Here is a 26,654-nt window from a genome sequence, read left to right as displayed (position 1 = left end):
GGATACGCGCGGCGCGGGCCTGACGGCGGAGCGATCCGCATCGCTGCCTTGGCGGCGATGGCGGTTCTGGCGCTCGGTCGTGCCCACGCCCAAGACGCTGCGAAACAGCAGGACACTGCGAAACAGCAGGACGCGCCGAAACCACAGGATGCCGCCGCCGCCGACGCGATCCAGCGCGCCATCGACGAGAAGGCCCGCCGCGCCGAGACCCTGAAGCGGATCGAGGAGCAGCTCGCCGCCTCCACCGGCGCCCGGGCCAAGCTCGAAGCGGAGATCGCCTCGGTCGCCGGAGACCGGGCCAAGCTGAATGCCGCCCTCCTCGATGCCGCACGCCAGGCGCAGGCTACCGAGGACAGGATGAGCCGGCTGGAGGAGCGCCTGAAGACGCTCACCGCCAGCGAATCCGGTATCCGCCGCTCCCTCGAAGCGCGACGGGGCGTCATCGCCGAAATCCTCGCCGCCCTGCAGCGCATGGGCCGGCGGCCGCCTCCGGCCGTCCTGGTCCAGCCGGAGGACGTGCTCGCCGTCATCCGCACCTCTATGCTGCTCGGGGCCGTGGTGCCCGAGCTGCGCGGCGAGGCCGAGACCCTGGCCGCGGACCTCACCGAGATGGTGAGGCTGAAGGGGCTCATCGCCGCCGACCGGGAAGGCCTGCAGAACGACCTCACCGGCTGGGCTAGGGAGCAGCAGCGGATCAACGCCCTCATCACGGCCCGCCGCACGCGCCTCGCCGAGGTGGAGAGCGGTCTCGTCACCGAGCGCGCACGCACGGCGGAGCTCGGTATCCAGGCAAAAAGCCTGAAGGAACTCCTCGACCGGATGGAGAACGAGGTCGCCTCGGCGCGCCGGGCGGCGGAAGAGGCGCGCGCCGCCGAAACGCGGGAGGCACGGGCGACCCAGGAGCGATTCGCGGCGGCCGGCGCACGCGATCCCGCGCGACTCGCCCCGAAGATTCGCTTCGTCGATACACGCGGCGACGTGCCCAAGCCGGTGAGCGGCGCGACCCTGCGCAGCTTCAACCAGCCCGACGGCAATGGCGGAACGACCCGCGGCATATCGCTCGCGACCCGCCCGAAGGCGGTGGTCTCGTCTCCGTCCGATGGGTGGGTGTCGTTCGCCGGGCAGTTCCGCTCGTATGGACGACTCTTGATCATCAATGCCGGCGATGGCTACTATCTGCTGCTGGCCGGTATGGATCAGATCAGCGTCGAGGTCGGACAGTTCGTGCTTGCGGGGGAACCGGTGGCGGCCATGGGTGAGGGCGGCCAGGGCGCCGCTCCGGGCGACCGTGACGGGCCGGTTCTATACGTCGAGTTCAGGAAAGACGGCGGCTCCATCGATCCGGAGCCGTGGTGGGCGAAGAGCCCCAGCGAGAAGGTTCGCGGATAATGCGCAAGATTTCCCTAGTCCTGGCCGGCGCGTTTCTTGGCGTCGGTTCCTCCCTCCTCGCGACCCAGACGCACCTGCTCTCCGGGACCAGCGCGGTGGCGGCCTCCGCGGAGACCTATCGCCAACTCAGCCTGTTCGGCGACGTGTTCGAGAAGGTGCGGACCGACTATGTCGAGAAGCCCGACGAGGCCAAGCTGATCGAGGCGGCCGTCAACGGCATGCTCACCTCGCTGGACCCGCATTCGAGCTACATGGACTCGAAGAGCTTCCGTGACATGCAGGTGCAGACCAAGGGCGAGTTCGGCGGCCTCGGCATCGAGGTCACGATGGAGGACGGCCTGATCAAGGTGGTCAGCCCCATCGACGATACCCCCGCCTCCAAGGCCGGCATCCTCACCAACGACATCATCACGCAGATCGACGAGGATCAGGTCCAGGGCCTCACCCTGAACCAGGCCGTCGACAAGATGCGCGGACCGGTGAACTCGCCGGTGAAGCTCAAGATCTCCCGCAAGGAGTCCAAGGATCCCATCGACGTCGTGCTCAACCGCGACGTCATCAAGATCAAGCCGGTGCGCTCGCGGGCCGAGGGCGGCGATGTCGGCTACATCCGCCTGACGCAGTTCACGGAGCAGACCTATGACGGCCTGCGCAACGCCATCGACAAGCTCTCCACGGAAGTGGGCCAGGACAAGCTGAAGGGCTACGTCCTCGACCTGCGCAACAATCCGGGCGGCCTCCTCGATCAGGCCGTGTCGGTCTCAGACGCGTTCCTCGACCGGGGCGAGATCGTCTCCACCCGTGGCCGCAACCCGGACGAGACCCAGCGCTTCTCGGCCAAGTCCGGCGACCTCACCAAGGGCAAGCCCATCGTCGTCCTGGTGAATGGCGGCTCGGCCTCGGCCTCGGAGATCGTGGCCGGCGCCCTGCAGGATCACAAGCGCGCCACGGTGCTCGGCACCCGCTCCTTCGGCAAGGGATCGGTCCAGTCGATCATTCCGCTAGGCGGCAGCGGCGCGCTGCGCCTCACCACGGCGCGCTACTACACGCCGTCGGGCCGCTCCATCCAGGCCAAGGGCATCGAGCCGGACCAGGAGGTCCTGCAGGAGATCCCCGACGAGCTGAAGGGCAAGGACGAGACCAAGGGCGAGGCCGGCCTGAAGGGTCACCTCAAGCAGAAGGACGTCGAGGAGCGCGGCGGTTCATCGGCTTACGTCCCGCCGGATCCGGCCAAGGACAAGCAGCTCATCGCCGCCGTCGACTTCATCCGCGGCATCCAGAAGGGCGCGGCCAACACGCCCAAGGCCGCCGTTCCGAACTGACGATCCCGGTACTGTCCTGAAACGCGACTCGTGTCGTCGGATTTAAACAAACGTTAACCAGCGCGGCCCGCAATGTCGGTGAGAACCGACTCTGCGGGCCGCTTCGTTTCTCGCATCGTGCGCGCCCAGCATCCGTCGGTCGCGAGCCCTCAGGGAAACGGCTGACCGTGGCCACCGACGACATCCTGACCCGTCCGCTGGGAACCGTGAATGCTGCGGCGCCCCGCTCGCTCGGCCAGCGGTTGCGCGCCGTCTCGATGCCGAGGATGAGCCCGGCGGCCGTGGTCGCCATGGCGGTGGCGAGCCTCGCCGTCGGCGGCACCATCCTGGCGATGACCGGCGATCCCCAGGGCGGCGAGCCGTCCGCCGTCGCTACGATCACCCTGCGCGAACCGGCCGCGCCTCCCCCGGTGGTGAAAGCACCCGAGCCTCCGGCATCGGCCGCGCGCTCGGCCGGCGAGGTCGAAACGGCATCGGGTGTCCAGGTGGTGCGGCCGGCCGGCACCGCGGCGCCCACCGATGCGGTGATCATCCGCGTGCCCAATGCCGAGCCCGTGCGTCTCGCCGCCCCCGATCCCCGGCTGATGGAACGGGGCCGCCACGGCAGCGTGCCGAAGATCGGCGAGGGCCGCCGCCGGCCCCTCGACGTCTATGCCCGTCCCGATTCCGATGCGGGCGTACCGGGCGCGCGCATCGCCCTTCTCGTCACGGGCCTCGGTGTCGGGCAGGCAGCGACGGCGGGTGCCATCACCAAGCTGCCGCCCGCAATCAGCCTCGCTTTCTCGCCCTATGGCGGCGATCTCGAACGCAGCGTCGCCCGCGCCCGCGATTTCGGCCACGAGATCCTGGTCCAGGCGCCCATGGAGCCGTTCGATTATCCCGACAGCGATCCCGGCCCGCAGACCCTGCTGACGAGCTCGCGCCCGCCTGAGAATCTCGACCGGCTGTCCTGGGCGATGAGCCGGTTCGGAGGCTATGTCGGCGTCGTGAACTTCATGGGGGCCAAGCTCGAGGGCGATGCGGCCGCCTTCGAGCCGGTGCTGCGCGAGATCGGCGCCAGGGGGCTCGGCTTCGTGGATGACGGCACCTCGTCGCGCTCCCTGGCGACGTCTCTCGGCGGCAAGCTGAAGGTTCCCGTCGCCCGCGCCGAGATCGTCCTCGACGCCATGCCCCAGGCCGAGGCGATCGACCGCGAACTCGCCCGGCTCGAAGCCCAGGCCAAGGCCAACGGCTTCGCCCTGGCCTCCGCCGGGGCAATGCCCATGACGATCGAGCGGATCGCCCGCTGGTCACGCGACCTCGAAGCCCGCGGCGTTCGCCTCGTCCCCGTCAGCACCGCCCTGCGAGGGACGCCACCCGCGCGCCTGTCGAGCGCGGGACCGTGAGTGGGTGCGGCGGTGTCATTCAGCTGAGCCGACCCACCGCATGCGATCCCTGCGTGAGCATCCCCTCGCCCCGCTTGCGGGGAGAGGGGAACCCGCTCATCCGCATGCGCGTCAGCGCTGCGCCAGGGTCTCGACGATGGCCGGCGGGGTCGGGGCCGGCATCTGTCCGGCGAGGGAGGCCGAGAGCATCGTCGGCAGGGTCTGGTCGTAGCGCATGACGAGGGCGGCGAAGCGCGGCGGTGCCTGCTCGTAGGCCGGCTTGAACCCGCGCACCCGCATGAGCGCGGGAACCGAAGCCGCCGCCATCCAGCGCGACCAGACCGCCTCGGCGACGAGGATCGGGCGGCGCTGGGCCGGGATCACGATCACGTCCTGGCCGGCATAGGCCAGGGCCTCGGGTCGGCTGACATCGCCGAGGGAGACGCCCTTGGCGGAGAGGGCGGCCCAGAACGGATGTTGCGCCCCGTCCGAATAGGTGGTGCGCACGGCTGCACTCCCTTCCTCCACGAGGCTCGCGATGCGCGCCTCCTCCTGCACCCGGCGCGCCGTCACCAGGGATTCCAGGGCGGGGTCCTTGTAGGGGAGGAAGGCGTAGCGGCCGGCGGTGACGGTGACGTTGGGCTCCTCGCTCGTGGCCTCGAACCGATCGGAGCCTTCCTTGAGCTGGCGCCAGAAGGCGATGTTCGGGTCCGTGCGGTAGCGCGCCATGTTCGCCGCATTCATCCGGAAGGGGAAGGACTGGAACTGGAACGCCGCCTGCCCGCCGGCGAAGGCGTCGCGGGCGATGGCGTAGATCTCGCCGACCACCTGGTCGGTCATGGCGAAACACCCCATCGACGAGCAGACGCCGTGGACCATCACGGCCGAGCCGGTTGAGCCCTGCGCACGGTCGTAGGCATTGGGATAGCCGACATCGAAGGAGAGGTAGTAGCTCGAATTCGGATTCATCTGGCGCTGGGGCACCGTGTAGAACCCCTCCGGCGTCTGTCGGTCGCCGGTCTTGCGCTTGGGGCCGAGCTGGCCCGACCAGCGGCAGATCGGGAAGGTCTTGACGAGGACGAAGCGCCCGTTGGCGGCCTTCTTCCAGACCTCGATCTCGGATTCCTTCTTGTAGGCCCTGAACAGGACCGGGGCCGAGGCGCTGGTGCCCTTCTGGCTCATCAGCGCAAGGGTCGCCGCCGGGATCGGCGCGGTGGCCTTGGCCGATTGCGCCCGTGCGATGTCCGGCACCACGAGAGGCAGAGCGAACAGGAGAAGCCAGGCGACGGCGCGGGGCGGGATGAGTGGCGAGGGTAGAACGACCATGCCCGGCCCTGGAGAGGGATCCGCCGACTTGCCGCCAGCGTCGTGCAGCGAGGTGCACGCTTCCCTGCCTATCCCATCCCAATGGGGCGGCAATAGGGGAGGGGGCCCGTTCCGTTGGTTTGTCCTCACCGTGTCAGGCGGCGAGCACAGTGTTGCGCTCCACATGCAGCACCGCGCCGAAGGGATCGTTCGCATCGAGGGGGTCGGCACTCGGCAGGCAGACGATGAGGCCGCGACCGGCTCTCGCCGCGCGCAGGCTGGCGAGGCGCTCCTTGATCTCGGCTGCCTTGCCGTCGTCGAGGGCGATGGCGACGACCACGATGTCCGGCTTGCGCACGAGGCAGCGGGCGAGGTCGATGCCGATGCGCTCGCGCGAACCGATGGCGTTCTCCCCGAGGCTCGCCCCGCCGCCGCCCATGCCCGGCTCCACGCGGCTGGCGAGGCCGAGCCGGTAGACGGCGGATTCGAGATGCTGCTGGACGAGGACGCGGCGTACCAGCGCCCGCACGCGCTGTTCGGCCCCCGCCTCCTCGCCGTTGATCCGGCCGAACAGCAGGTTTTCCTCCAGGCTGGCGGCGGGATTCAGCCGGGTGGGATCGTAGAACTCGACGCTCGCGCGCAGGCTCTGCGGCATCAGCCGCGCGAAGGAATGGCGCGCGGCGACGATGCGGTCCTCGAAGGCGGCGTCGATCAGGCCGAACCGGTGCCGGGTCTCGCTGTAGCGGAGTGCCAGCCCGATCAGGCGCTTGCGGTCACGCTGGCCTGCCGGTCCCCGGCGCCAGCCTTTCGCCTCCGGCTGACGGCTGACGAGATCCTCGAAGAACCCGCGCTCGGCCGCCGGGAACAGCGAGAACGCATCGAAGAGGGGGTGGTCGTCCGGCAGGTCGGCGAAGATCTCGATGGTGCTGCGCGCCACCTGCAGCCCGATCTCGGTGAAGGGCCGGGTCAGGTCCTCGGCCTCCAGCACCGCGCGCAGGTAGGGATGGGCGGCGATATGGCTGCCGGAGAAGGCGGACCCGACGGCCTCGCCGAACAGGATGTTCTCGCCCACCGTCGCCTGATGGTTGTAGCGGGCGGGATCGAACGGCTCCACCAGCCGCGCCGCCTTGTCCGCCACCAGGGCCTCGCGCACGGCGTGACGGGCGGCGACGATCGTCTTCGCGACGGCCGGCTCGGCCGCCGGGTCCACCGTGCCTTCGAGGCCGCGGGCATAGACGAAGGCGTCGAGCCCGGTCAGGCGCAGCACCTCGATGAGGTCCGCCTCCGAGGGACGCTCCTGGCGCGCCGCGCCGTAGAGAATGTTCTGCTCCAAGGTGCCCTCGATCAGGATCGCCTCGGCGCCCGCCAGGGCGATGTGGCTGGCCCGCTCGGCCGGATCGAGGCTGCGCAGGTCGATCCCGTCATAGGTCACCGACCCCGCGGTGGGTTCGAGCTGGCCGGCCAGCAGGGCGGCCAGCGCCCGCGCGCCGCTGCCGCGCTCGCCCACGATCGCCAGATGGGAGGGCATCGCCACGGTGACGTCGACACCGGTGAGGCGCTCCCCGCTGGCGGGATCGTAGGCGCCGACCCCCGATGCGGCCAGCGCCCCGCCCTTCGGCAAAGCGGCGAAGGGGCCGGGCCTGTAGCTGCCGCGACTTTCCAGGGAGACGAGGGTCGCCGCGAGATCGCGGAAGACCGGGGACACCCCCTCGTGGATCGAGCGCAGGCGCAGGGTCACCGCGAGGGCGAGGACGGCCAGGGCGAAGCCGCCGCCGGCCGTCACCAGGGCGCCCGGCGCCACCGGAGGCGCGGTGCCGCTCTCGCCGCGCCACAGGGCCACGGCCAGCATGATGGCGGGAAGCAGGACGCCGAGGGCCAGGGAGGGCGCCCGCGCGAAGGCGAGGGAGGATTCGGCGGACGCAAGGGCATCGCGGATCGCCGCTCCCTTGTCCGCGAGGCGGCCACGCTCGAAGGCCTCGGCCCCATGAGCGCGCACCGCCGGAACCCGCCGGATGAGGTCGGAGAGGAACCGTTCCGCCGAGACGCCGGAACTGAGGCGCAGGATCGTCCGCTCGCGGGTGCGGCGGAGGATCAGGATGCGGGCGAGGGCGGCAGCGAGAAGGCCCACCGCCACCGCCGGCACCAGCCTCGGGGCCGCGAGGCCGGCCATGGCGAGGGCCAGGATCATGGCGGCCAGAGCGGTGACCGGGACGACGACGCCGAGGCCGAACAGCGTGTCGATCCGCGCCAGCATCGCGCCCACATGCTGCGTCAGGCTGCGGGCCTCGTCCCGCGCGGCGGTGGGGGCATGCAGGATCGCCGTGGTCACCCGCTCGTTGAGGAAACGGATCGTCCGGGACTGGGCGGAAAAACACAGGCGGGCCACGATCCAGCCCAGGGCCGCCGCGAGCACCGCGACGGCGGCGAGGCCGGTCAGCGCCCACAGGATCACGTCGACGGGGGGAAGGGGCCAGCCGGAGACGGCCACCAGGGCCGGCCCACCGGCCGCGTTCCAGGGCCGTTCCATGGCGATCCGGAGGAAGGGGACGGTCTGCGCCGGTGCCTGGACCAGGACGCTCACGAGATCGCGCAGGCAGAGCAGGGCGAAGAGGGCGAGGGGAAGGCCGATTCCCAGCGTCAGGGCGATGGCGGAAACCTGGAGTGTCCGCGCCGACTTCCAGGCGAAGACGATCGGATCACGATCCATCGACGTTTCCCTCCGGCGGCCCGCGCCGGGTACGGTCCATCATCCGAGGTCGGCTTAGAGGATCGCCGCCGGGCAGGGAAGGCGCGAGTCCACCGGTGAGGAATCTTGTCGTGTCGCCCGGCACATGCGCCTCCGAGGTTGTTCGGCGTGCCAAACACTCCTAGGTTTGTGTCTCCCCGGCGTCCTTGGCGCCCAATCCCCCCCATAGTCCGCTTTCTCGTCGCAAGCGCATCGCCAGAAGCTGCAAGATTTTCCATGTGCGAATTGCTCGGCATGAGCGCGAACGTGCCCACCGACATCCGTTTCTCCTTCGCGGGCCTCGCCCGGCGCGGCGGCGAGACCGGGCCCCACGCGGACGGATGGGGCATCACCTTCTACGAGGGGCGGGGTGCGCGCGCCTTCCACGAGCCCGAGCCGAGCGCGCGCTCGGTGCTGGCCAAGCTCCTGCGCGACTACGCGATCAAGAGCCGGATCGTCATCGCGCATGTGCGCAAGGCCAATCGCGGTCGGGTCGGGCTCGAGAACACCCATCCGTTCAGCCGCGAGCTCTGGGGACGGCGCTGGACCTTCGCCCATAACGGCCAGCTCAAGGGCGTGAAGAAGTGGCCGCTCACCTGGTTCAAGCCGGTGGGCTCCACCGACAGCGAATACGCCTTCTGCTGGATGCTCGACCGGCTGCAGGCGCGCTATCCCAGCCTGCCGAGCCCTGCGCGGCTCGACAGCGCCGTGGCCGAACTCTGCGCCGAGCTGCACGGGCTCGGTGTGTTCAACATGCTGCTCAGCGACAGCCGGACGCTCTACGCCCATTGCGGCAAGCGCCTGTGCTACCTCACCCGCTGCGCGCCCTTCGGCACCGCGACCCTCATCGACGAGGATTGGCACGTGGATTTCGCGCAGGAGACGCGGACCGACGACGTGGTGACGGTCATCGCCACCAAGGCGCTCACCCGCGACGAGTGCTGGACCGACGTGGAGCGCGGCCACATGCTCTCCCTGCGCGACGGCATCGTCCGCATCGTCAAGCCGGGAGCGCCGAAGCCGGTGCGGGTTCCTCCCCCCTGTTCCGGGAGCGGGCGTCCCGACGGTCAGACCGGCCAGGCCGCGTCGCGGTAGGCCCCGTCCCAGAACATCCATTCGAGCTGCGTCGCGCGGGTGAAGGCACGGTGCATCCGCGCCCGCAGCGAGGGCGAGACATCCCGCGCGGCGGCGTCCGTGGCTGCGATCATCTCGGCGACGGCGGTGCCGAATTCCTCTCCCGCGTAGGTGTCGATCCAGGCGGCGTAGGGATTGCCAGTACTCGCCCGCGACAGGATGTCGGTGCCGATCTCGGCATAGATCCAGAAGCACGGCAGCAGGGCGGCGACCAACACTTCGTAGGGTTCGCCGTAGGCCGTGGCGAGGAGATAGGACACGTAGTGGTCGCAAGGCGGCGACAGCGGCGTGGCGGCGAAGGTCTCGGCCGAGATGCCGTAATCCCGGAAGAACCCGCCATGGAGCGAGCGCTCGACCACGATGGCCGTCTCGGCGGCTTTCGCGAACTGCACGATGCCCTCCGGTTCCGGCGACTTCGCCGCCGCCATCGCTAGCGCCCGGCCGAAGCCGATGAGATAATGTGCGTCCTGCAGGATGTAGTGGCGGAAGCGCGCCTCGCCGAGGGTGCCGGCGGCGAGTTCCGCGTTGAACGGCATGGTGCGGATGGTCTCGTAGGCTGCCTCGTTCCGCGTCCAGGCTTCGGCCGCAAAGCCGTTCTCGTCGGTGGGGCGGATCATGAGCGCGGACCTTCCAGGGTGAGGCTGACCCCGTGACGGGCACGCTGGCCGGGGGCGATGAGGCGCTGCGAATCCCGGCGGGTCAGGTCGCCGCCGAAACCGGCCCAGTCGGCATGGCCGGTCCAGCATTCGAGGGACAGGAACGGTGCCGTCGGTTTCGTCCAGATGGCGAGATGCGGGAAGTCCGAGACGTTCATGCGGATGGCGCTGCCGTCGGGGGCGGTGAAGCGCATCCGCGCGCTCGCCGCATCGCGCAGGACGATGGCCTCGGCGAATAGGTCCGGATCGAGGGGGAGTATCCGCCCGTCGAGGGGGAACGGCCGCTCCCGGCGCAGGAGCAGGCCGCCATCCCCCACCTCGGGCGCCATCGCCCGCTCGGGGTGCTCGAGCTCCACCGCGTAGCCGCCTCCCGCCTTGCGCTCGCCACCGGCGAAGGGCCAGGGAAAGGCCGGATGGAAGCCCAGCGCGTAGGGCAGCGGCACCTCACCGGTATTCTCGATCCAGATTTCGAAATCGAGATGGGCCGGGCCGATCCGCGTGGTGATATCGAGTTGGAACGAATAGGGGTAGTGGCCGCGTGTTGCCTCGCTCTCGGTGAGGCGCAGGGTGACGGTGTCGTCGCTCTGGGAAACGATGGCGAAGGGCAGGTCGCGGGCAAAGCCGTGCTGGCCCATCGGATAGGCCGTGCCGTCCACCCGGACCACGCCGCCGGACGAGGCGCCGACCACCGGGAAGAGCCAGGGAGCATGGCGGTTCCAATGCTCCGGATCTCCGCTCCAGAGATACTCCCGGCCGCCCACCTGCCAGGAGACGGGCTCGGCACCCGCCGACGAGACCACCGCCACGGTGCCGTCGCCGGCCTTGAGAGTGATGCGGTCGCTCATGTCGTCTTCCTCGGGGTTTTCACGCTCGGGGCTGTCACGCTGGCGTGGTTGTGGCCGCAGGCGGAGCGCCGGTCCAGCCTCAACATCGGCGGGAGCGGACGTTTCAGCGTTCACCGCCGCGGAGAAATCGCGGCGCCGCGCCAAATTACCGATACGACCGCCCCGGCAAGTCAGGCATACAATATATAGCCAAGCTGATTCGGTCGGCCGAACCCGGTCCGCCTGCCTGATACGTTCCCCTGGGCCGACCTCTTGTCATGACGCTCACCTCCCGTATCGTCGCGCTGGTCGTGCTCGCCCTCGTCCCCGCCATCGCGGTCCAGAGCTTCAACGAGCACGCCCTGCGCAGCGCCCGCGAGGATGCCGTCACGGCCTCGGCCCTGCGCAACGCCAGTGCGGTGGCCGAAGATCTCACCCAATTCGCCGGCGGGATGCGCCAGCTCCTCGACATTCTCGCGGAGGCGCCGTTCATCCGCGATCAGGACGCGGCGGGCTGCACCAGCTTCCTGCGCTCCATCATCCGCAAGCTTTCGGGGGCGACGATCCTCATTGTCGCGGATGCGAAGGGGCAGCTCGTCTGCAACAGCCTGGGAATGGAGCAGGGCGCCTATTCCATCGCCGACCGAACGTATTTCCAGAAGGCGATGCAGTCCGGCGTCCCGGTGATCGGCGAATACGTGGTCGGTCGCGGCAGCCGGGTTCCCACCATCCAGTTCGCCTATCCGATCCGTAATTCCGGCGACAGATCGTCCGGCCTGCTCATCTTCGGCTTCGATCCCGCATGGCTCGGGGAGAGGCTGGCCCATGCCGGGCTGCCCAAGGACGCCGCCGTGACGGTGATCGACCGCAGCGGCACGATCATCGTCCAGAACCCCGATCTCGGCTCCTGGGTCGGCCAAGCGATGCCGGCGGCCTTCGCGTCCGGCCTGAGCAAGGCCAACGCCCTGGGAAGCGCCATCGAGATGCCCGGTCTCAACGGAACCCGCCGCATCACCGGTGTGGTCCGTCCCGATGGCGCCCTCGACGGGATGACCGTCGCCGTGGGCCTCGCCCGTGACACCGCCTTCGCCGACATCGACGCGGCGACCCGGCGCGGCGTGATCCTGATCTTCCTCGGGACGCTCGTCGCCATCGTCGCGGCGCTCATCGGCGGCCGCGTCTTCATCCGCAAGCCGGTGCGGCGCCTGTTGAAAGCGTCCCGTGCCTGGCGCTCCGGCCAGCTCTTCGCCCGGTCGGGCCTGACGGGCCGCTCCGAGTTCGGCCAGCTCGGCCAGGCCTTCGACGCCATGGCCGCCACGCTGGAGACGCACGAGGATGGTCTGCGGGCCGAACTCGAGCGCACGCGCACCCTACAGGAGCAGCAGGTGACGATGATGCACGAGCTGAATCACAGGGTGAAGAACACCCTCGCCACGGTCCAGTCCCTCGCCCGGCAATCACGCGGCGGCGAGGAGCAGGCGGCGCAGCTCGAGGGCCGCATCCTTGCTTTGTCGAAGACCCACGATCTCCTGACCCGCGACGACTGGACCGGCGCGCCGCTCCGGGCCGTGCTCGAGAACGAGCTCAGCCCCTACCGCAGTTCGGCCGACCACATGGAGCTCGACGGTCCCGATATCGACCTGCCGCCGCGCTACGTGCTGGCCCTGGGCATGACCGCCCACGAACTCACCACCAACGCGGCGAAATACGGTGCCCTCTCCGGTACTCGGGGCCGCCTGTCGGTGATCTGGCGTGTCACCGAGGACGGCATGGGCGGGCGCCGCCTGGAAATCGAGTGGCGGGAGCGCGGCGGCCCGGCCGTGGCGCAGCCGAAGCGCCGCGGCTTCGGCACCCGGCTCATCACCGGCGGCATCGCCCGCGAACTCGCGGGCTCGGTCGAGCTCGATTTCCAAGCCGAAGGCCTGCGTTGCCGCATCGACGTCCCCATCGAGACCGCGCCGCCGGTCCGCTTCCACTGATCTTTCGATACAAAGCCTCGATGAGTCGAACTCATCGAGGCTTTGTCTTCGCGAAACCCTACTTGGCGGCGTTGGGGATGCCCTCGATCGGGCATTCCGGTGTGCCGAGATCGGGGCGGGTGATGGCGCGGACCGCCTCGCGGGTGCCGGCCGGGTCCTCGATCCAGCGGCGATAGAAGTCGTAGGGACAATCGGCCTTGCCGGGCTCGTTCTCCTTGGAGTTGATCATGCCCGTATAGCCACGGTGCAGCAGCTTGAAGAGGTGGTTCTCCGACTGCATGTTGGCGCGGGCATCGCGGATGAGGAACTTCGAGAGCGCGGCATATTGAACGCCCATTTCCTCGGTGCCGCATTCGCCCAGGGTCCGGCCGTCGAAGCCGATGATCGCCGAATGCCCGAAATAGCTATAGACGCCGTCGAAACCGGCCGCATTGGCCACGGCGACATAGGTGTTGTTGGCGAACGCCATCGCTTTCGACATCAGGATCTGCTGCTCCTTGGCCGGATACATGTAGCCCTGGCAGCGGATGATGAGCTCGGCGCCCCGCATGGCGCAGTCGCGCCAGATCTCGGGGTAATTGCCGTCGTCGCAGATGATGAGGCTGATCTTGAGGCCCTTCGGCCCGTCCGAGACATAGGTGCAATCGCCCGGATACCAGCCCTCGATCGGGGTCCAGGGCATGATCTTGCGGTATTTCTGCACGATCTCGCCCTGATCGTTCATGAGGATGAGGGTGTTGTAGGGCGCCTTGTTCGGATGCTCCTCATGGCGCTCGCCGGTGAGCGAGAACACGCCCCAAACCTTCGCCTTCCGGCAGGCCTCGGCGAAGATCGCCGTCTCCTCGCCGGGCACGGCGGAGGCGGTCTCGTACATCTCCTTGCCGTCATACATGATGCCGTGGGTCGAGTATTCTGGGAAGATGACGAGGTCCATGCCGGGCAGGCCGGACTTCATGCCCACCACCATGTCGGCGATTGTTCGCGTGTTCTCCAAGACTTCCGCCTTCGTGTGGAGACGCGGCATCTTGTAGTTGACGACCGCGACGCCGACGCTGTCGTTGCTCGAGGAAATGTCGCCGTGCATCATCGGTGGGTTCTCCTGTTGTGTCCGACGTCCTCTCCCCGCCCGGCGGGGAGAGGGGTAGGCGCCCAGCCGTCAGTGGCTGATCATCCACGGCCGCGCGTTGGGGAAGCTTTTCGCGGCCGCCGGTTGCTTGGTTTTCGAAGCACCCGAGCAGCAGCCGCAGCCGGCTCCGTGGCCCGATGACTTGCGGGGCGCGTGCGCGCTCCGCTCGTTGACCGCATGCGCCTTGCGCCGGCCCGCATCCATGGAGGCGAGGTTCGGCGCGGTGAGGAAGGCGCGGCCGCAGGACGACCCGCAATCGGGGCAGTCATGCGGATCCTTGAACTGCGCCATGGGGCGCAGCACCGTGAACGGGCCGCAGCCCTCGCAGGAATAGTCGTAGACGGGCATGGGGGCCTCTCGAAGGATCGACAATGGGCGACGCGACGGGGGCAACGTACTCCCCCTCAAGGGCTGTCGGTCTCATGCATCGCGCGCCTTCCCTCCCCCTTGTGGGGAGGGATCGAGGGTGGGGGTGGTTGGGTGACCCTCGAACTCTGGAGGCTGGCGGAGCCACCCCCACCCCTAACCCCTCCCCACAAGGGGGAGGGGGACGCGCTTGACTGAAGGGCAGAACCGCCTCTCAAAGATCCGGCGAGAGCGGCATCTGGATCGAGCCGTCGATATGCTTGATCGGCCCGTCGGCACCCGGATTGATGTCGAAGTCGAAGATCTTCGTCGGAATCCACAGCGTGGCGCAGGCGTTGGGGATGTCGACGACGCCGGAGATGTGGCCTTGGACCGGGGCGGTGCCGAGGATCGAGTAGGCCTGTGCGCCCGAATAGCCGAACTTCTTCAGGTATTCGATGGCGTTGAGGCAGGCCTGTCGGTAGGCCACGGTCACGTCGAGGTAATGCTGCTTGCCGTATTCGTCGACGGAGATTCCCTCGAAGATGAGGTGGTCGTCGAACTTTGGCGTCATCGGCGACGGCTTGAAGATCGGGTTCTTGATCCCGTATTTCGACATGCCGTCCTTGATCAGGCTGACCTTGAGATGGACCCAGCCCGCCATCTCGATGGCTCCGCAGAAGGTGATCTCGCCGTCGCCCTGGCTGAAATGCAGGTCGCCCATGGAAAGGCCCGCGCCCGGTACGTAGACGGGGAAGTAGATCTTGGAGCCGCGCGACAGATCCTTGATGTCGCAATTGCCGCCATGCTCGCGGCCCGGCACCGTGCGGGCGCCCTCCGCCGCCGCCTTGTCCTTCGCCTCGCCCTGGAGCCGGCCCATATGGGCGGTGGGGCCGAAGGGGAGGGTGGCGAGCGCCGGCACCCGGCCGGGATTGGTGTCGTAGAGCGCCTTCTCGCGGGTGTTCCAGGTCTCCAGCATTTTCGGGTCGGGCAGGCAGCCGATCAGCCCCGGATGGATCAGGCCGGGGAAGCGCACGCCGGGGATGTGGCGCGACTTCGTGAACATGCCCTCGAAGTCCCAGATCGACTTCTGCGCCTGGGGGAAGTGTTCGTCGAGGAAGCCGCCGCCGTTCTTCTTGGAAAAGAAGCCGTTGAAGCCCCACTGGCTCTCGGGCTTGGCGCCGATGTCGAGGAGATCGACCACGAGGAGATCGCCGGGCTCGGCGCCCTCGACGCCGATGGGGCCGGAGAGGAAGTGGACGATCGACAGGTCGATGTCGCGCACGTCGTCGGCGGAATCGTTGTTCTTGATGAAGCCGCCGGTCCAGTCATAGGTCTCGACGATGAAGTCGTCGCCGGGCTTGACCATGGCCACCATCGGAATGTCCGGGTGCCAGCGGTTGTGGACCATGTCGTTGTCGTAGGCCGACTGCGTCAGGTCGACCTTGATCAGGGTCTCAGCCATCGTTGTTCGACTCCCTCTGGCGTGACCGGGGCGTGCGCCCCGTTTGGGCCGGCCGGATCATCCGGCGGGCCGTGGACGATGGCCGGCGGCGCCCTTGACGGCGCGGCCCGGCTTGTCAGCTCGCGAGCAGCTCTTTCAGGGCTGCGTCCAGCGTGGCGATGTCGTCGGGGCTGGTGCCTGGGCCGCCGGCGAAATGGCCCCACCAGGTCTCGATCACCCGCAATTCGGCGTTCGGCATCGATTCCGCCTCGATCCGATTGTCCTCCGGCGGGAAGTACAGGTCGGTGGAGGCCGGCATCAGGATCGCCTTGGCGCGGATCGCGGCGAGGGCGGCCTTGGTATCGCCCTTGAAGACCGGGTTGGCCCCGATATCGCCGTTCTGCCAGGTCCAGAGCATGGCCAGCAGATCGTTGGCATCGCGGGTGTAGAACAGGCCTTCCCAGAATCCGACGAGGAAATCCTCCAGCGACGCGTAGCCCATATGGGTCAGGTCGGCCTCGATCCGGTAGAAGGTCTGAGACAGGCCCCAGCCGGCATAGACCCGGCCGAAGGCGCGCAGTCCCTTGTTCGGTGGCGACGTGTACCAGCCCTCCGCATAGGCGGCATCGGCCTGCAGGGCTGCCTTCGCCCCTTCGAGGAAGACGAAGTTGTGCCGCGAACACTTGGCCGAACCCTGAAACGGCAGGATACGCGGGACCATGTCGGGATAGAGCGCACCCCAATGGTAGGTCTGGAGCGCACCCATCGACCAGCCGGTCACCAGCACCAGCTTCTCGATGCCGAAATGCTCGGTGACGAGGCGGTGCTGGGCCACGACGTTGTCGTAGGCCGTGACGTTGGGAAAGCGCGGCCCGTCCCAGGGGGCGGGCGTGTTGCTCGGCGAGGATGAGAGCCCGTTGCCGAACATGTTCGGGATGATGATGAAGTACTTGTCCGGATCGAGCGCCATGCCGGGCCCGATCAGCCATTCGTTCTCCGTGTGCTGGCCCGAATACCACGTCGGATAGACGATGGCGTTGTCCTTGGCCGCGTTGAGCGTGCCGAAGGTCTTGAAGGCGAGCTTGGCCCCGCGCAGCGTCTTGCCGCATTGGAGCACGTGGTCGCCGAGCTCGAAGATCTCGTAATCCGCCATGGGGGCTGCCTGGAGCTGTGTTGCGGAACGGCGGGCGGATGCTCCCCCGGCAATCAGACCGAGAGGAAGCGGGCGACCTGCGCCTCGTCGATATCGGCCCGCATCGCCTCGTGGACGATGTTGCCGTTCTCGATGACCAGCACCCGGTCGGCGACGTCGAGGGCGAAGCTCAGCACCTGCTCCGAGACGACGATGGAGAGGCCGCGCTCGTCGCGGATCTTCTTCAGGGTACGCCCCATCTCGCGGATGATCGAGGGCTGGATGCCCTCCGTCGGTTCGTCGAGGAGGAGCACCTTCGGCCGGCTGGCCAGCGCCCGTGCAATGGCGAGCTGCTGCTGCTGACCGCCGGAGAGGTTGCCGCCGCGCCGGCCCTTCATCTCCAGCAGGACCGGGAACATCGTGTAGAGGTCCTGCGGAACCTTGCGCTCCCTGGTGACGGTCAGGCCGGTCTCGATGTTCTCCTGCACCGTCATGGCCGAGAAGATCATCCGGCCCTGCGGCACGTAGGCGAGGCCGGCCGCCACGCGCTGGTGGCTCTTGAGGGCGGTGATGTCCCGACCGTCGACGGTGATGGTGCCGGACTTCACCGGAACGATCCCCATCAGGGTCTTCATCAGCGTGGTCTTGCCCATGCCGTTGCGGCCCATCACGGCGACGATCTCGCCCGGCGCAATGCTGATGTCGAGGCCGTGCAGCACCTCGCTCTGGCCGTAGGCCGAGTGCAGGTCGCGGATCGCCAGCATTGGCTGAGCCCCGAGGGCGGGCGCCGGCGGGAGGGTGGCCGTGGCGGAGCTGGTCTGAAGCATGGCGCCGGTCCTGTTCAGTGGCCGAGATAGACTTCGATGACCTTCGGGTCGTTCTTCACCCGCTCCATCGAGCCTTCGGAGAGCACCTTGCCCTGGTGCAGCACGGTGACCCGGTGGGCGATGTCCTCGACGAACTTCATGTCGTGCTCAATGACGAGCACCGAGCGGCCGACGATGATCTGGTTGAGGAGTTCGGCGGTCTTGATGCGCTCGCCGACGCTCATGCCGGCCACCGGCTCGTCGAGCATGAGCAGTTCCGGGTCCTGGATCAGCAGCATGCCGATCTCGAGCCACTGCTTCTGGCCGTGGCTGAGGAATTCCGCCCGCTCCTTGAGCTGATCCTTGAGGAAGATCATGGTCGCGACTTCGTGGATACGGTCGCGGACCTCGGCATCGCGCTTGAAGGTCAGCGCGCCCCAGACCGTGCGACCGCGCGGGAACGAGATCTCGAGGTTCTCGAACACGGTGAGGTCGTCGTAGATCGACGGCGTCTGGAACTTGCGGCCGACGCCGGCCTGGACGATGGCGCTCTCCGAGATCTTGGTGAGTTCCTGGCCCTTGAACTTGATCGAGCCGGCGCTGGCCTTGGTCCGCCCGCAGATCAGGTCCAGCACCGTGGTCTTGCCGGCGCCGTTGGGGCCGATGATGACGCGGATCTCGTTGGGATCGACGTAGAACGACACGTCGTTCACCGCCTTGAAGCCGTCGAAGGAGACGGTGAGGGCTTCCACCGAGAGGAGGAAATCCTTCGCGTCGGGGGATTCGCCGATGATCGGCGAGCTCAGGATGGCGGCGTTCATCTCAGGGCGCTCCTATTCGGCGGGGGTGCCGTGGGGGACGGGCGCACCCACCGGCGCCAGGGCCTTCACCTTGCGGGTCAGGCGCGGCTCGACGTAGCTGCGGTAGATGCCGGCGAGACCGTTGGGGAAGGCGAGCACGACGGCGATGAACAGGGCGCCGAGGCCGAAGAGCCAGAGTTCGGGGAAGCTCTCCGAGAAGGTGGTCTTGGCCCAGTTGACCAGGAGCGTGCCCCACACCGCGCCGAACAGGGACAGGCGCCCGCCGACGGCGGCGTAGATCACCATCTCGATGGAGGGCACGATGCCGACGAAGGACGGCGACATGAAACCGACCTGCAGGGTGAACATCGCCCCGCCGATGGCGGCGAATCCGGCCGCGAGGCAGAAGGCGAAGACCTTGAACCCGGCCACGGAATAACCCGAGAACCGGACCCGGTCCTCCTTGTCGCGCATGGCGAGGAGGATGCGCCCGAGCTTGGCCTTCTTCACGTATTGCGCCGCCAGGATGCAGCCGATGAGCAGCCCGCCGTTGAGGAAGTAGAGAATGAACTTCGCGCTGTCGGTGCGGATGTCCCAGCCGTGCAAAGTGCGCAGATCTGTGATGCCGTTGATGCCGCCGGTGTAGCCCTGCTGGCCGACGATGAGGATCGTCAGGATGGCGGCGATGGCCTGGGTGATGATGGCGAAGTAGGTGCCGCCGACCCGGCGGGTGAACATCGCGAAGCCGATGACGAAGGCGAAGAAGACCGGCACGGCCACGACGAGGATCAGCGTCAGCGGCAGGCTCTGGAACGGCTTCCACATCAGGGGGAGTTCGGTGATCTGGTTCCAGTCCATGAAGTCCGGGATGCCCGGCGTCGACTGGATCTTGGTGTTCTCGACGCTGGAGGCTTCGAGCTTCAGGTACATGGCCATGCAATAGCCGCCGAGCCCGAAGAACACGCCCTGGCCCAGAGACAGGATGCCGGCATAGCCCCAGCACATGACGAGGCCGAGCGCCACGAAGGCGTAGGTGAGGTACTTGCCCACCAGGTTGAGGCGGAACGCGTCGAGGGTCGCCGGCAGGACGATGAGGATGAAGGCGGCGAGCAGCGCGAGGCTCACCCACTCCATCGGCTTCATGAACGGGTTGTCGTTCACGGTGAGCGACTTCGACAGGGTCTGGACGGGGCTTGTCATCGGGAGGGCCTCCTCAGCGCCGGACCTTGAGGGTGAACAGACCCTGCGGGCGGACCATCAGGATCCCGACGACGGCGAGCAGCGTCAGGACCTTGGCGGTGGAGCCGGACAGGAAGAATTCGAGGGTCGACTGGGTCTGCGAGATCGAGAAGGCCGAGGCGATGGTGCCGAGCAGGCTGGCCGCGCCGCCGAAGACCACGATCAGGAAGGTGTCGACGATGTAGAGCTGGCCCGAGGTCGGCCCGGTGGAGCCGATCATGGTGAAGGCCGAGCCCGCCACGCCGGCGATGCCGCAGCCGAGGCCGAACGTGTAGCGATCCACCTTCTCGGTATCGATGCCGACGGCGCCGGCCATGGGGCGGTTCTGCATCACCGCGCGCACCTGCTGGCCGAAGCGCGAGCGGTACATCAGCAGGCCGACGCCGACGGTGATGAGAGTGGTGATCGCCATCACGAACAGGCCGTTGATCGGCACCTCGATCGTGTCGGTGACCTGGACCGAGCCGATGAGCCAGGACGGCAGCTCGACGCCGACCTCGCGGGCTCCGAAGATGGTTCGGTAGGATTGCTGCAGGATCAGCGACAGGCCCCAGGTGGCGAGCAGCGTGTCGAGGGGGCGCTTGTAGAGATGGCGGATGAGCGTCCATTCGACGATCATCCCGAGGGCGCCCGAGGCCAGGAAGGCCAGGATCATCGCCACGAAGAAGTAGATGCCGAACAGGCCGGGCAAGTGCGTCTGGAAGAAGGTCGAGCACAGGTAGGTGACGTAGGCGCCGAGGATCATGAACTCCCCGTGCGCCATGTTGATCACGCCCATCTGGCCGAAGATGACCGCGAGGCCGAGGGCCATCAGTACGTAGACCGAGAACAGGATCAGTCCGGCGAAGCCCTGCATCGCGAAGATCGCGCCGAGATCTCCGAGGGAATAGTCACCGAGCATGTTTTCGACCTTCCGAAGAATCCGACGTCTGCTTTGCAAGCATCAGGCCGTTTGTGTGCTGGCGCCAAGCGGACGAAAGCTTTGCAGCCGGCGCCCTCTCCTCGAAGGAGAGGGTTGGGGTGAGGTGTGGTCCACATCCGCAAAGGTCACACACCTCACCCTGTCCCTCTCCCTCCGGAAGAGGGGACCCGCGCCACGGCTGGAACTCGTCCTGCTATGGCGGGTGGCTTGGTCCTACTGGTAGCCCTTGGGGAAGGGGTTCGGCTCGATCAGCGCGGGGCTCTCGTAGACGATCTCGAACTGGCCGCTGGGCAGGGCCTTGGCGACGCGGGTCTTCGACCAGAGGTGATGGTTCGGGTGGATCTTCACGTAGCCCTCGGGGGCTTCCTTGAACTCGATGTCGGCGGAGGCCGCGACCACCTTGTCCACATCGAAGGAGCCGGCCTTCTCGCAGGCCATCTTCCACAGGAACGGGCCGAGATAGGCGGCCTGGGTCACGTCGCCGATGACGGTCTTCTCGCCCCACATCTTGTGGAAGGCGGCGACGAACTTCTCGTTGTTCGCATTCTTGAGCGACTGGAAGTACTTCATGCAGGAATAGGCGCCTGCGATGTTGTCGCCGCCGATGCCGTCGATCTCGTCTTCCGTCACGGAGATGGTCAGCAGGGTCTGCTTGGAGAGATCGATGCCCGCTGCCTTGAGCTGCTTGTAGAACGCCACGTTCGAGCCGCCGACGACGTCGGTGAAGATCACGTCGGGCTTGGTGAGCTTGATCTTGTTGATCACCGAGTTGAACTGCGTGTGGCCCAGCGGGAAATATTCCTCGCCGACGACCTTGGTCTTGAGCACGTTCTCGATGTGCTTGCGGGCGATCTTGTTCGAGGTGCGCGGCCAGATGTAGTCCGAGCCGATGAAGAAGAACGTCTTGGCGCCCTTCTCCTTGGTGACCCAGTTCAGCGATTCGAGGATCTGCTGCGTGGCTTCCTGGCCGGTATAGATGACGTTCTTGGACTGCTCCAGGCCCTCGTAGAAGGTCGGGTAGTACAGGAGCCCGTTATACTGTTCGAAGACCGGCAGGGCCGCCTTGCGCGAGGCCGAGGTCCAGCAGCCCATCACGGCGGCGCAATGGTCGTTGACGAGGAGCTTCTTGGCCTTCTCGGCGAAGGTCGGCCAGTCGGAGGCGCCGTCCTCCTGGATGACCTTGATCTTGCGGCCCAGCACGCCGCCCATCTCGTTGATCTGGGCGATGGCTAGCTTCTCCGCCTGGATCGAGCCGGTCTCGGAGATCGCCATCGTGCCGGTGGCCGAGTGGAGGATGCCGACGGTGACTTCGGTATCGGTCACCGCGAGCCCGGTGGTGTTCACCGCCGAGGTCGGAGGGGCCGCAGCAAAGGCGCTGCGCGGCATCATGGCCATGGCTGGAATGCTCGCCAGACCCATCAGAAGTTTGCGACGCAGGGCCGAGTGCGGTCCGTGCTCGTTGTCGGCTGCCATCGTGCGTGAACCCCTTCCACGAGATATCCCGCCGGCTCCTGCATAAGGCGGGCCGTTGCGGATGGCGGAAGCTAGGCGGGATGGCGCGGCGCAGCATATACGCTGTTTTGCGTAGGGAGGGAGGCTGCGCGCCTCGCCTCCCGCGCGCCCCGGAGAACGATTTTCCCCGTGCGGGGCATGCCTTCCCTGTGAAGGGAGGCCTCGACGCGGCTCTCCTGGTGTACCAATGTCTCCCGGCCCCGCGGCACGGGGATTGCTCAATGACCGACGTTTGCCCGCGACCGCATGCGGGCCGGCCTTTCTCACACGTGACGCCGACCGGGCAGACTGAACGACCCCATGAGCGGCCGCCAGCAGATTCCCCCGATCCGGCGAGCCTATAACCGCTTCGTCGCGGACGAGACGCTCGAGGATTACGCACTTCGCTTCACCGCCAAGAAGGCGCGGCGCTGGTCGAGCCTGCAGGTGGCGCAGACGGCGCTGGGGTCGCTCTCGTTCCTGGCGCTGGAGGCGATCGGCGGCACCCTGGTTCTGGCCACCGGCTTCACCAACACGGTGACGGCGGTGCTGTTCGTGGGCGTGCTGATCTTCGCCACCGCCGTGCCGATCAGCCTCTATGCCGCGCGCTACGGCGTCGACATCGATCTCCTCACCCGCGGGGCCGGCTTCGGCTATCTCGGCTCCACCATCACCTCGCTGATCTATGCGAGCTTCACCTTCCTGTTCTTCGCCATCGAGGCGTCGATCATGGCTCTGGCGCTGCAGCTCTGCCTCGGCCTGCCGCTGGGGATCGGCTACGTCGTGAGCGCGGTGGTGGTGATTCCCCTCGTCGTCTACGGGATCAGCCTGATCAGCCGGTTCCAGATCTGGACGCAGCCGCTCTGGATCGGGCTCAACCTGCTGCCGCTCGGCTTCATCGCGTGGAAGGGCGGTCCCGCCTTCGGCAACCTCCTGTCCTATCCGGGAGCCTCGGAAGCGGTCGGCTCGATCTCCACGGTCCTGGGCTACCCGGTCTCGGGCTTCGACCTCGCCCAGTTCGGCCTCGCGTCCGGCATCCTCCTCGCGCTGTTGGCCCAGATCGGCGAGCAGGTGGATTTCCTCCGCTTCGTGCCGCCGGCCGAGACATCCGAATCGGGGAGCAATCCGCGTTGGTGGCTCGCCGTGCTCGGGGCCGGGGCGGGCTGGATCCTGCCCGGCATGTTCAAGATCATGCTCGGCGCCTTCCTGGCGGTGCTGGCCCTGGGGCAGGGCGTGCCGCACGAACAGGCGGCCGAGCCGACGCAGATGTACGTGGTCGCCTTCGGCACCGTCATGCCGTCGCGGGAGGGGGCGGTGCTCCTCACCGGCCTGTTCGTGGTGATCTCGCAGCTCAAGATCAACGTCACCAACGCCTATGCCGGCTCGATCGCCTGGTCGAACTTCTTCTCGCGCCTCACCCACAGCCATCCCGGGCGCGTGGTCTGGCTCGTCTTCAACGTCGCCATCGCGCTGCTGCTGATGGAGCTCGGCATCGACAAGACCCTCGCCAGCACGCTCTCGCTCTATGCGGTGGTGGTGTCGGCCTGGGTCGGCGCGCTCTCGGCGGATCTCGCCGTCAACAAGCCTCTCGGCCTGTCGCCGCCGGGCATCGAGTTCAAGCGGGCGCATCTCTATGCCGTGAATCCGGTGGGCACCGGCGCCTCGGCCCTGGCGCTGCTCGCCGGCTTCCTCGCCCATGCGGGCCTGCTCGGCGCGGGACTCCAGAACTTCGCGCCGCTGCTCTCCCTCGTCACCGCCTTCGCCGCGGCCCCCGCCATCGCCTTCGCCACCGGCGGGCGCTACTATCTGGCGAGGCCCGCCATCGCCGATTGGGGCGGCCGCCCGGAGATCCAGTGCACCGTCTGCGAGCACCCGTTCGAGGGGGAGGACATGGCCCATTGCCCGGCCTATGCCGGGCCGATCTGCTCGCTCTGCTGCTCGCTGGACGCCCGCTGCGGCGACCTGTGCAAGCCGCATGGCCGCCTGGAGGCCCAGGCCCAGAGCGCCTTGACCCGGATCATGCCGGCCAAGACCGCCGCCTGGATCGGGGCGCCGCTCGGGCGCTACCTCGCGCTGATGGTCACGCTGGTGTCGGTGATCGGGCTGATCCTCGGGATCGTCCATGCCGGCATCGCCACTGCCCAGCCCGAGCACGGCGAGACCCTGCGCGCGGCGCTGACCAGCGTGTTCTTCATCCTCGTGGTGATCCTCGGCATCGTCGCCTGGCTGTTCGTCCTCGCCCAGGAGAGCCGCCGCGTGGCGCAGGAGGAGACCGCCCGCCAGACCGCCCTCTACGAGGCCGAGATCGAGGCCCACAAGATCACCGACGCCAAGCTGCAGCAGGCCAAGGAGACGGCGGAGGCCGCCAACCTCGCCAAGAGCCGCTACGTGGTGGGCATGAGCCACGAACTGCGCACCCCGCTCAACGCCGTCCTCGGCTACGCGCAATTGCTGGAGGGCGACGACGACATCCCCATGGCCCGCCGCAACGGCATCCGCGTCATCCGGCGCAGCGCCCAGCACCTGTCGGGCCTGATCGACGGGCTCCTCGACATTTCCCGCATGGAGGCGGGGCGTCTCCAGATCCACCGCAACGAGTTCCGCCTCGTGGATTTCCTGGACCAGATCGTCGACATGGTCCGGCTCCAGGCCAACGCCGCCGGCCTCGAATTCCGATTCTCGCGCCCGCCCATGCTGCCGGCCGTGGTGGCGGCGGACGAGAAGCGCCTGCGCCAGATTCTCCTCAACCTCCTCTCCAACGCGATCAAGTTCACCGAAACCGGCTGGGTCTCCCTGGAGATGAGCTATCGCAGCCAGGTGGCGGTGTTCTCGATCCGCGACAGCGGCCTCGGCATCCCCGAGGGCGACCTCCAGCGGATCTTCGGACCCTTCGAGCGCGGCTCGCTGCCGGCCGCGCGCAATACGCCCGGTACGGGGCTCGGGCTCACCATCGCCCATCTCCTCGCCCAGGTGATGGGCGGCGAGATCACCGTCACGAGCGAGGTCGGACGCGGCACCTGCTTCAGCCTCCGGCTCATGCTCGCCTCGATGCATCGGCCGACCGGTCCCAGGCCCGTGGAGGCGCCCGAGCCCGTCGGCGGCCATCGACGGGCCAAGCCGGCCCATGACGGGCCGCCCCGCGTGGTCCTGGTGGCCGACGACGATTCCGCGCATCGTGCGCTCATGCGCGACGTGCTCGAACCCCTCGGCCTCGTCGTGCTGGAATCCCCCGACGGGCCGCATTGCCTGGCGCAGGCGATGGAGCGGCGGCCCGACATCATCCTCCTCGACATCGCCATGCCGGGGATGAGCGGCTGGGCCGTGGCCAAGGCCCTGCGCGATGCCGGGCTCTCGTCCCGCATCGCCATCATGTCCGCCAACGTCCACGAGATCAGCCCGATCCGGGGCGACGACGCCCCGCATGACGAGATCATCCCCAAACCCTTCGACCTGCGCGATTTCCTGGAGCGCATCGAGCGGCTGCTGGCCCTGGGCCAGCCCGCCCCGCTCCCCGCCGCCGCGGCGAAGGCCTCCCCGGGGAGCGGGAACGGCGGGGCCTCCCTGCGCCAGGACCACATCGCCGAGCTGATCCGCCTCGGCCGGATCGGCCATGTCCGCGGCATCGAGGCCAAGCTCACCGAGCTCGAAGGCCACGCCGCCATCCCAGCCGAGATCGCCGCGCAGATGCGCGGCCTCGTCGCCTCCTACGATCTCCGGCGCTACGTGCGCGTCCTCGAAGGGATGCGCGATGGCTGAGATGCAGCGCGACATCGTCCTCGTCGTGGACGATTCCCCCGAGACCCTGAGCTTCCTCACCGAGGCGATCGAGCGCTCCGGCGCCACCGTCCTGGTGGCGGTGGCCGGCGATCTCGCCTTGGCGCTGGTGGAGGAGATCACCCCCGACATCATCCTGCTCGATGCGATGATGCCCGGCATGGACGGGTTCGAGACCTGCCGCCGCCTGAAGGCGCGCAGCGACCTCGCCCTGGTGCCGGTGATCTTCATGACCGGCCTCTCCGAGACCGAGCATATCGTGAAGGGCCTGGAGGCGGGCGGCAGCGATTACGTCACCAAGCCCATCGCCCCGGACGAGATCCTGGCCCGCATCCGCGTGCATCTGGCGAGCGCGCGGGCGGCCCAGAGCGCGCGCGCCGCTCTCGACACCACGGGCCGCACGCTCTTCGCGGTGGACCGACAGGGTGTCGTCCTCTGGAGCACGCCGCAGGCCGCCCGCGTGCTGGCCAAGCTCGGCGACGGGGGTGCGCGCCTGCCGGAGACCGGCCGCGCCTGGCTCGCCGAGCAGCTCAAGGGGGGCAATGCCGCCGCCGTCCTCCTCCTGGATGCGGAGGGGGCCGCCCACAGCCTCAGCCTCATCGGCACCACCGGCGACGAGGTACTGCTGCGCCTCTCCCGCGACGCCTCCGCCAGCGGCATCGAGCGCCTGCGCGGCAACCTGCCGATCACCGCCCGCGAGGCCGACGTGCTGTTCTGGCTGTCGCGGGGCAAGGCGAGCCGCGACATCGGCGAAATCCTCGGCCTGTCGCCGCGCACGGTGACGAAGCATCTGGAAAGCATCTACGCCAAGCTCGGCGTGGAGAACCGCACCGCCGCCTCGATGATCGCCTCCCGCTACATCGACGATCAGGCCTGA

General features: G+C 68.1%; 20 protein-coding genes. 7 read left to right on the top strand and 13 right to left on the bottom strand.

Annotated elements, in window-relative coordinates; translation table 11 throughout:
- Nucleotides 1-57: 57 nt before the first annotated feature.
- The 3 genes from K368_RS0103210 (at nt 58) to K368_RS0103200 (ending at nt 4,096) form a co-directional block, all read left to right on the top strand.
- On the top strand, nt 58-1,389 hold the full coding sequence (locus K368_RS0103210; RefSeq protein ID WP_027171131.1) for a peptidoglycan DD-metalloendopeptidase family protein: 1,332 nt from the start codon (nt 58-60) through the stop codon (nt 1,387-1,389).
- Nucleotides 1,389-2,711, top strand: coding sequence for a S41 family peptidase (locus K368_RS0103205; RefSeq protein ID WP_018041691.1), 1,323 nt, complete (start codon nt 1,389-1,391; stop codon nt 2,709-2,711). Before K368_RS0103210 ends, K368_RS0103205 begins: the two co-directional genes overlap by 1 nt.
- Before the next feature lie 161 nt (nt 2,712-2,872).
- On the top strand, nt 2,873-4,096 hold the full coding sequence (locus tag K368_RS0103200; RefSeq protein ID WP_027171130.1) for a divergent polysaccharide deacetylase family protein: 1,224 nt from the start codon (nt 2,873-2,875) through the stop codon (nt 4,094-4,096).
- Between the two features lie 111 nt (nt 4,097-4,207).
- Here K368_RS0103200 and K368_RS0103195 read toward each other — a convergent pair whose 3' ends face one another.
- Entirely contained in the window at nt 4,208-5,401 is a 1,194-nt protein-coding gene (locus K368_RS0103195) for a murein L,D-transpeptidase family protein (protein WP_027171129.1), read from the bottom strand.
- 133 nt (nt 5,402-5,534) lie between these two features.
- Nucleotides 5,535-8,087 (bottom strand): ABC transporter ATP-binding protein/permease, encoded by a 2,553-nt coding sequence (locus tag K368_RS0103190; protein WP_027171128.1) that lies wholly within the window; start codon nt 8,085-8,087, stop codon nt 5,535-5,537.
- A 255-nt stretch (nt 8,088-8,342) separates the two neighbouring features.
- On the opposite strand from K368_RS0103190, the gene K368_RS23785 reads away from it, so the two are divergent.
- Entirely contained in the window at nt 8,343-9,200 is an 858-nt protein-coding gene (locus K368_RS23785) for a class II glutamine amidotransferase (RefSeq protein WP_051439732.1), read from the top strand.
- Here K368_RS23785 and K368_RS0103180 read toward each other — a convergent pair.
- Both K368_RS0103180 and K368_RS0103175 read right to left on the bottom strand, forming a co-directional pair.
- Nucleotides 9,173-9,856, bottom strand: coding sequence for a TenA family protein (locus K368_RS0103180; RefSeq protein ID WP_027171127.1), 684 nt, complete (start codon nt 9,854-9,856; stop codon nt 9,173-9,175). The two genes, K368_RS23785 and K368_RS0103180, sit on opposite strands and share 28 nt — an antisense overlap.
- The gene (locus K368_RS0103175) at nt 9,853-10,740 is read right to left on the bottom strand and encodes an aldose 1-epimerase family protein (protein ID WP_027171126.1); all 888 of its coding nucleotides are present in this window, start codon (nt 10,738-10,740) and stop codon (nt 9,853-9,855) included. The genes K368_RS0103180 and K368_RS0103175 overlap by 4 nt, the downstream gene beginning before the upstream one ends.
- A gap of 257 nt (nt 10,741-10,997) precedes the next feature.
- On the opposite strand from K368_RS0103175, the gene K368_RS0103170 reads away from it, so the two are divergent.
- Nucleotides 10,998-12,698 carry an HWE histidine kinase domain-containing protein gene (locus tag K368_RS0103170; RefSeq protein WP_027171125.1) on the top strand — a complete coding sequence of 567 codons (1,701 nt, stop codon included), beginning with the start codon at nt 10,998-11,000 and terminating at the stop codon, nt 12,696-12,698.
- Between the two features lie 58 nt (nt 12,699-12,756).
- On the opposite strand, the gene K368_RS0103165 is transcribed toward K368_RS0103170, so the two are convergent.
- The 9 genes from K368_RS0103165 to urtA form a co-directional block, all read right to left on the bottom strand.
- Complete coding sequence (locus K368_RS0103165; protein WP_027171124.1) at nt 12,757-13,785, bottom strand: aliphatic amidase; 1,029 nt, start codon at nt 13,783-13,785, stop codon at nt 12,757-12,759.
- Between the two features lie 69 nt (nt 13,786-13,854).
- The gene (locus K368_RS0103160) at nt 13,855-14,172 is read right to left on the bottom strand and encodes a zinc ribbon domain-containing protein (RefSeq protein WP_027171123.1); all 318 of its coding nucleotides are present in this window, start codon (nt 14,170-14,172) and stop codon (nt 13,855-13,857) included.
- A gap of 232 nt (nt 14,173-14,404) precedes the next feature.
- Nucleotides 14,405-15,634 carry a formamidase gene (gene fmdA, locus K368_RS0103155; protein ID WP_027171122.1) on the bottom strand — a complete coding sequence of 410 codons (1,230 nt, stop codon included), beginning with the start codon at nt 15,632-15,634 and terminating at the stop codon, nt 14,405-14,407.
- Nucleotides 15,635-15,749: 115 nt separating this feature from the next.
- Nucleotides 15,750-16,766 (bottom strand): alpha/beta fold hydrolase, encoded by a 1,017-nt coding sequence (locus K368_RS0103150; RefSeq protein WP_027171121.1) that lies wholly within the window; start codon nt 16,764-16,766, stop codon nt 15,750-15,752.
- Nucleotides 16,767-16,819: 53 nt separating this feature from the next.
- Nucleotides 16,820-17,509 carry an urea ABC transporter ATP-binding subunit UrtE gene (gene urtE / locus K368_RS0103145; RefSeq protein ID WP_027171120.1) on the bottom strand — a complete coding sequence of 230 codons (690 nt, stop codon included), beginning with the start codon at nt 17,507-17,509 and terminating at the stop codon, nt 16,820-16,822.
- Nucleotides 17,510-17,586: 77 nt separating this feature from the next.
- Nucleotides 17,587-18,372, bottom strand: coding sequence for an urea ABC transporter ATP-binding protein UrtD (urtD, locus tag K368_RS0103140; protein ID WP_018041704.1), 786 nt, complete (start codon nt 18,370-18,372; stop codon nt 17,587-17,589).
- A 12-nt stretch (nt 18,373-18,384) separates the two neighbouring features.
- Nucleotides 18,385-19,551: an urea ABC transporter permease subunit UrtC gene (urtC, locus tag K368_RS0103135; RefSeq protein WP_027171119.1), complete on the bottom strand. Its 1,167-nt coding sequence runs from the start codon at nt 19,549-19,551 to the stop codon at nt 18,385-18,387.
- A 13-nt stretch (nt 19,552-19,564) separates the two neighbouring features.
- A complete protein-coding gene (urtB, locus tag K368_RS0103130) occupies nt 19,565-20,491 on the bottom strand; it encodes an urea ABC transporter permease subunit UrtB (protein WP_027171118.1) in 927 nt (308 codons plus the stop codon).
- Between the two features lie 234 nt (nt 20,492-20,725).
- Nucleotides 20,726-21,985, bottom strand: coding sequence for an urea ABC transporter substrate-binding protein (gene urtA / locus K368_RS0103125; RefSeq protein WP_027171117.1), 1,260 nt, complete (start codon nt 21,983-21,985; stop codon nt 20,726-20,728).
- 339 nt (nt 21,986-22,324) lie between these two features.
- On the opposite strand from urtA, the gene K368_RS0103120 reads away from it, so the two are divergent.
- Together K368_RS0103120 and K368_RS0103115 are read left to right on the top strand one after the other, a co-directional pair.
- A complete protein-coding gene (locus K368_RS0103120; protein ID WP_027171116.1) occupies nt 22,325-25,759 on the top strand; it encodes an ATP-binding protein in 3,435 nt (1,144 codons plus the stop codon).
- The gene (locus K368_RS0103115) at nt 25,752-26,654 is read left to right on the top strand and encodes a DNA-binding response regulator (RefSeq protein WP_027171115.1); all 903 of its coding nucleotides are present in this window, start codon (nt 25,752-25,754) and stop codon (nt 26,652-26,654) included. Before K368_RS0103120 ends, K368_RS0103115 begins: the two co-directional genes overlap by 8 nt.

The sequence above is a fragment of the Methylobacterium sp. 10 genome (genome assembly GCF_000519085.1).
Lineage (GTDB): Bacteria > Pseudomonadota > Alphaproteobacteria > Rhizobiales > Beijerinckiaceae > Methylobacterium.
The sequence above is the reverse complement of the archived record's forward strand: the minus strand, read 5'-3'. Positions and strand labels throughout refer to the sequence as shown.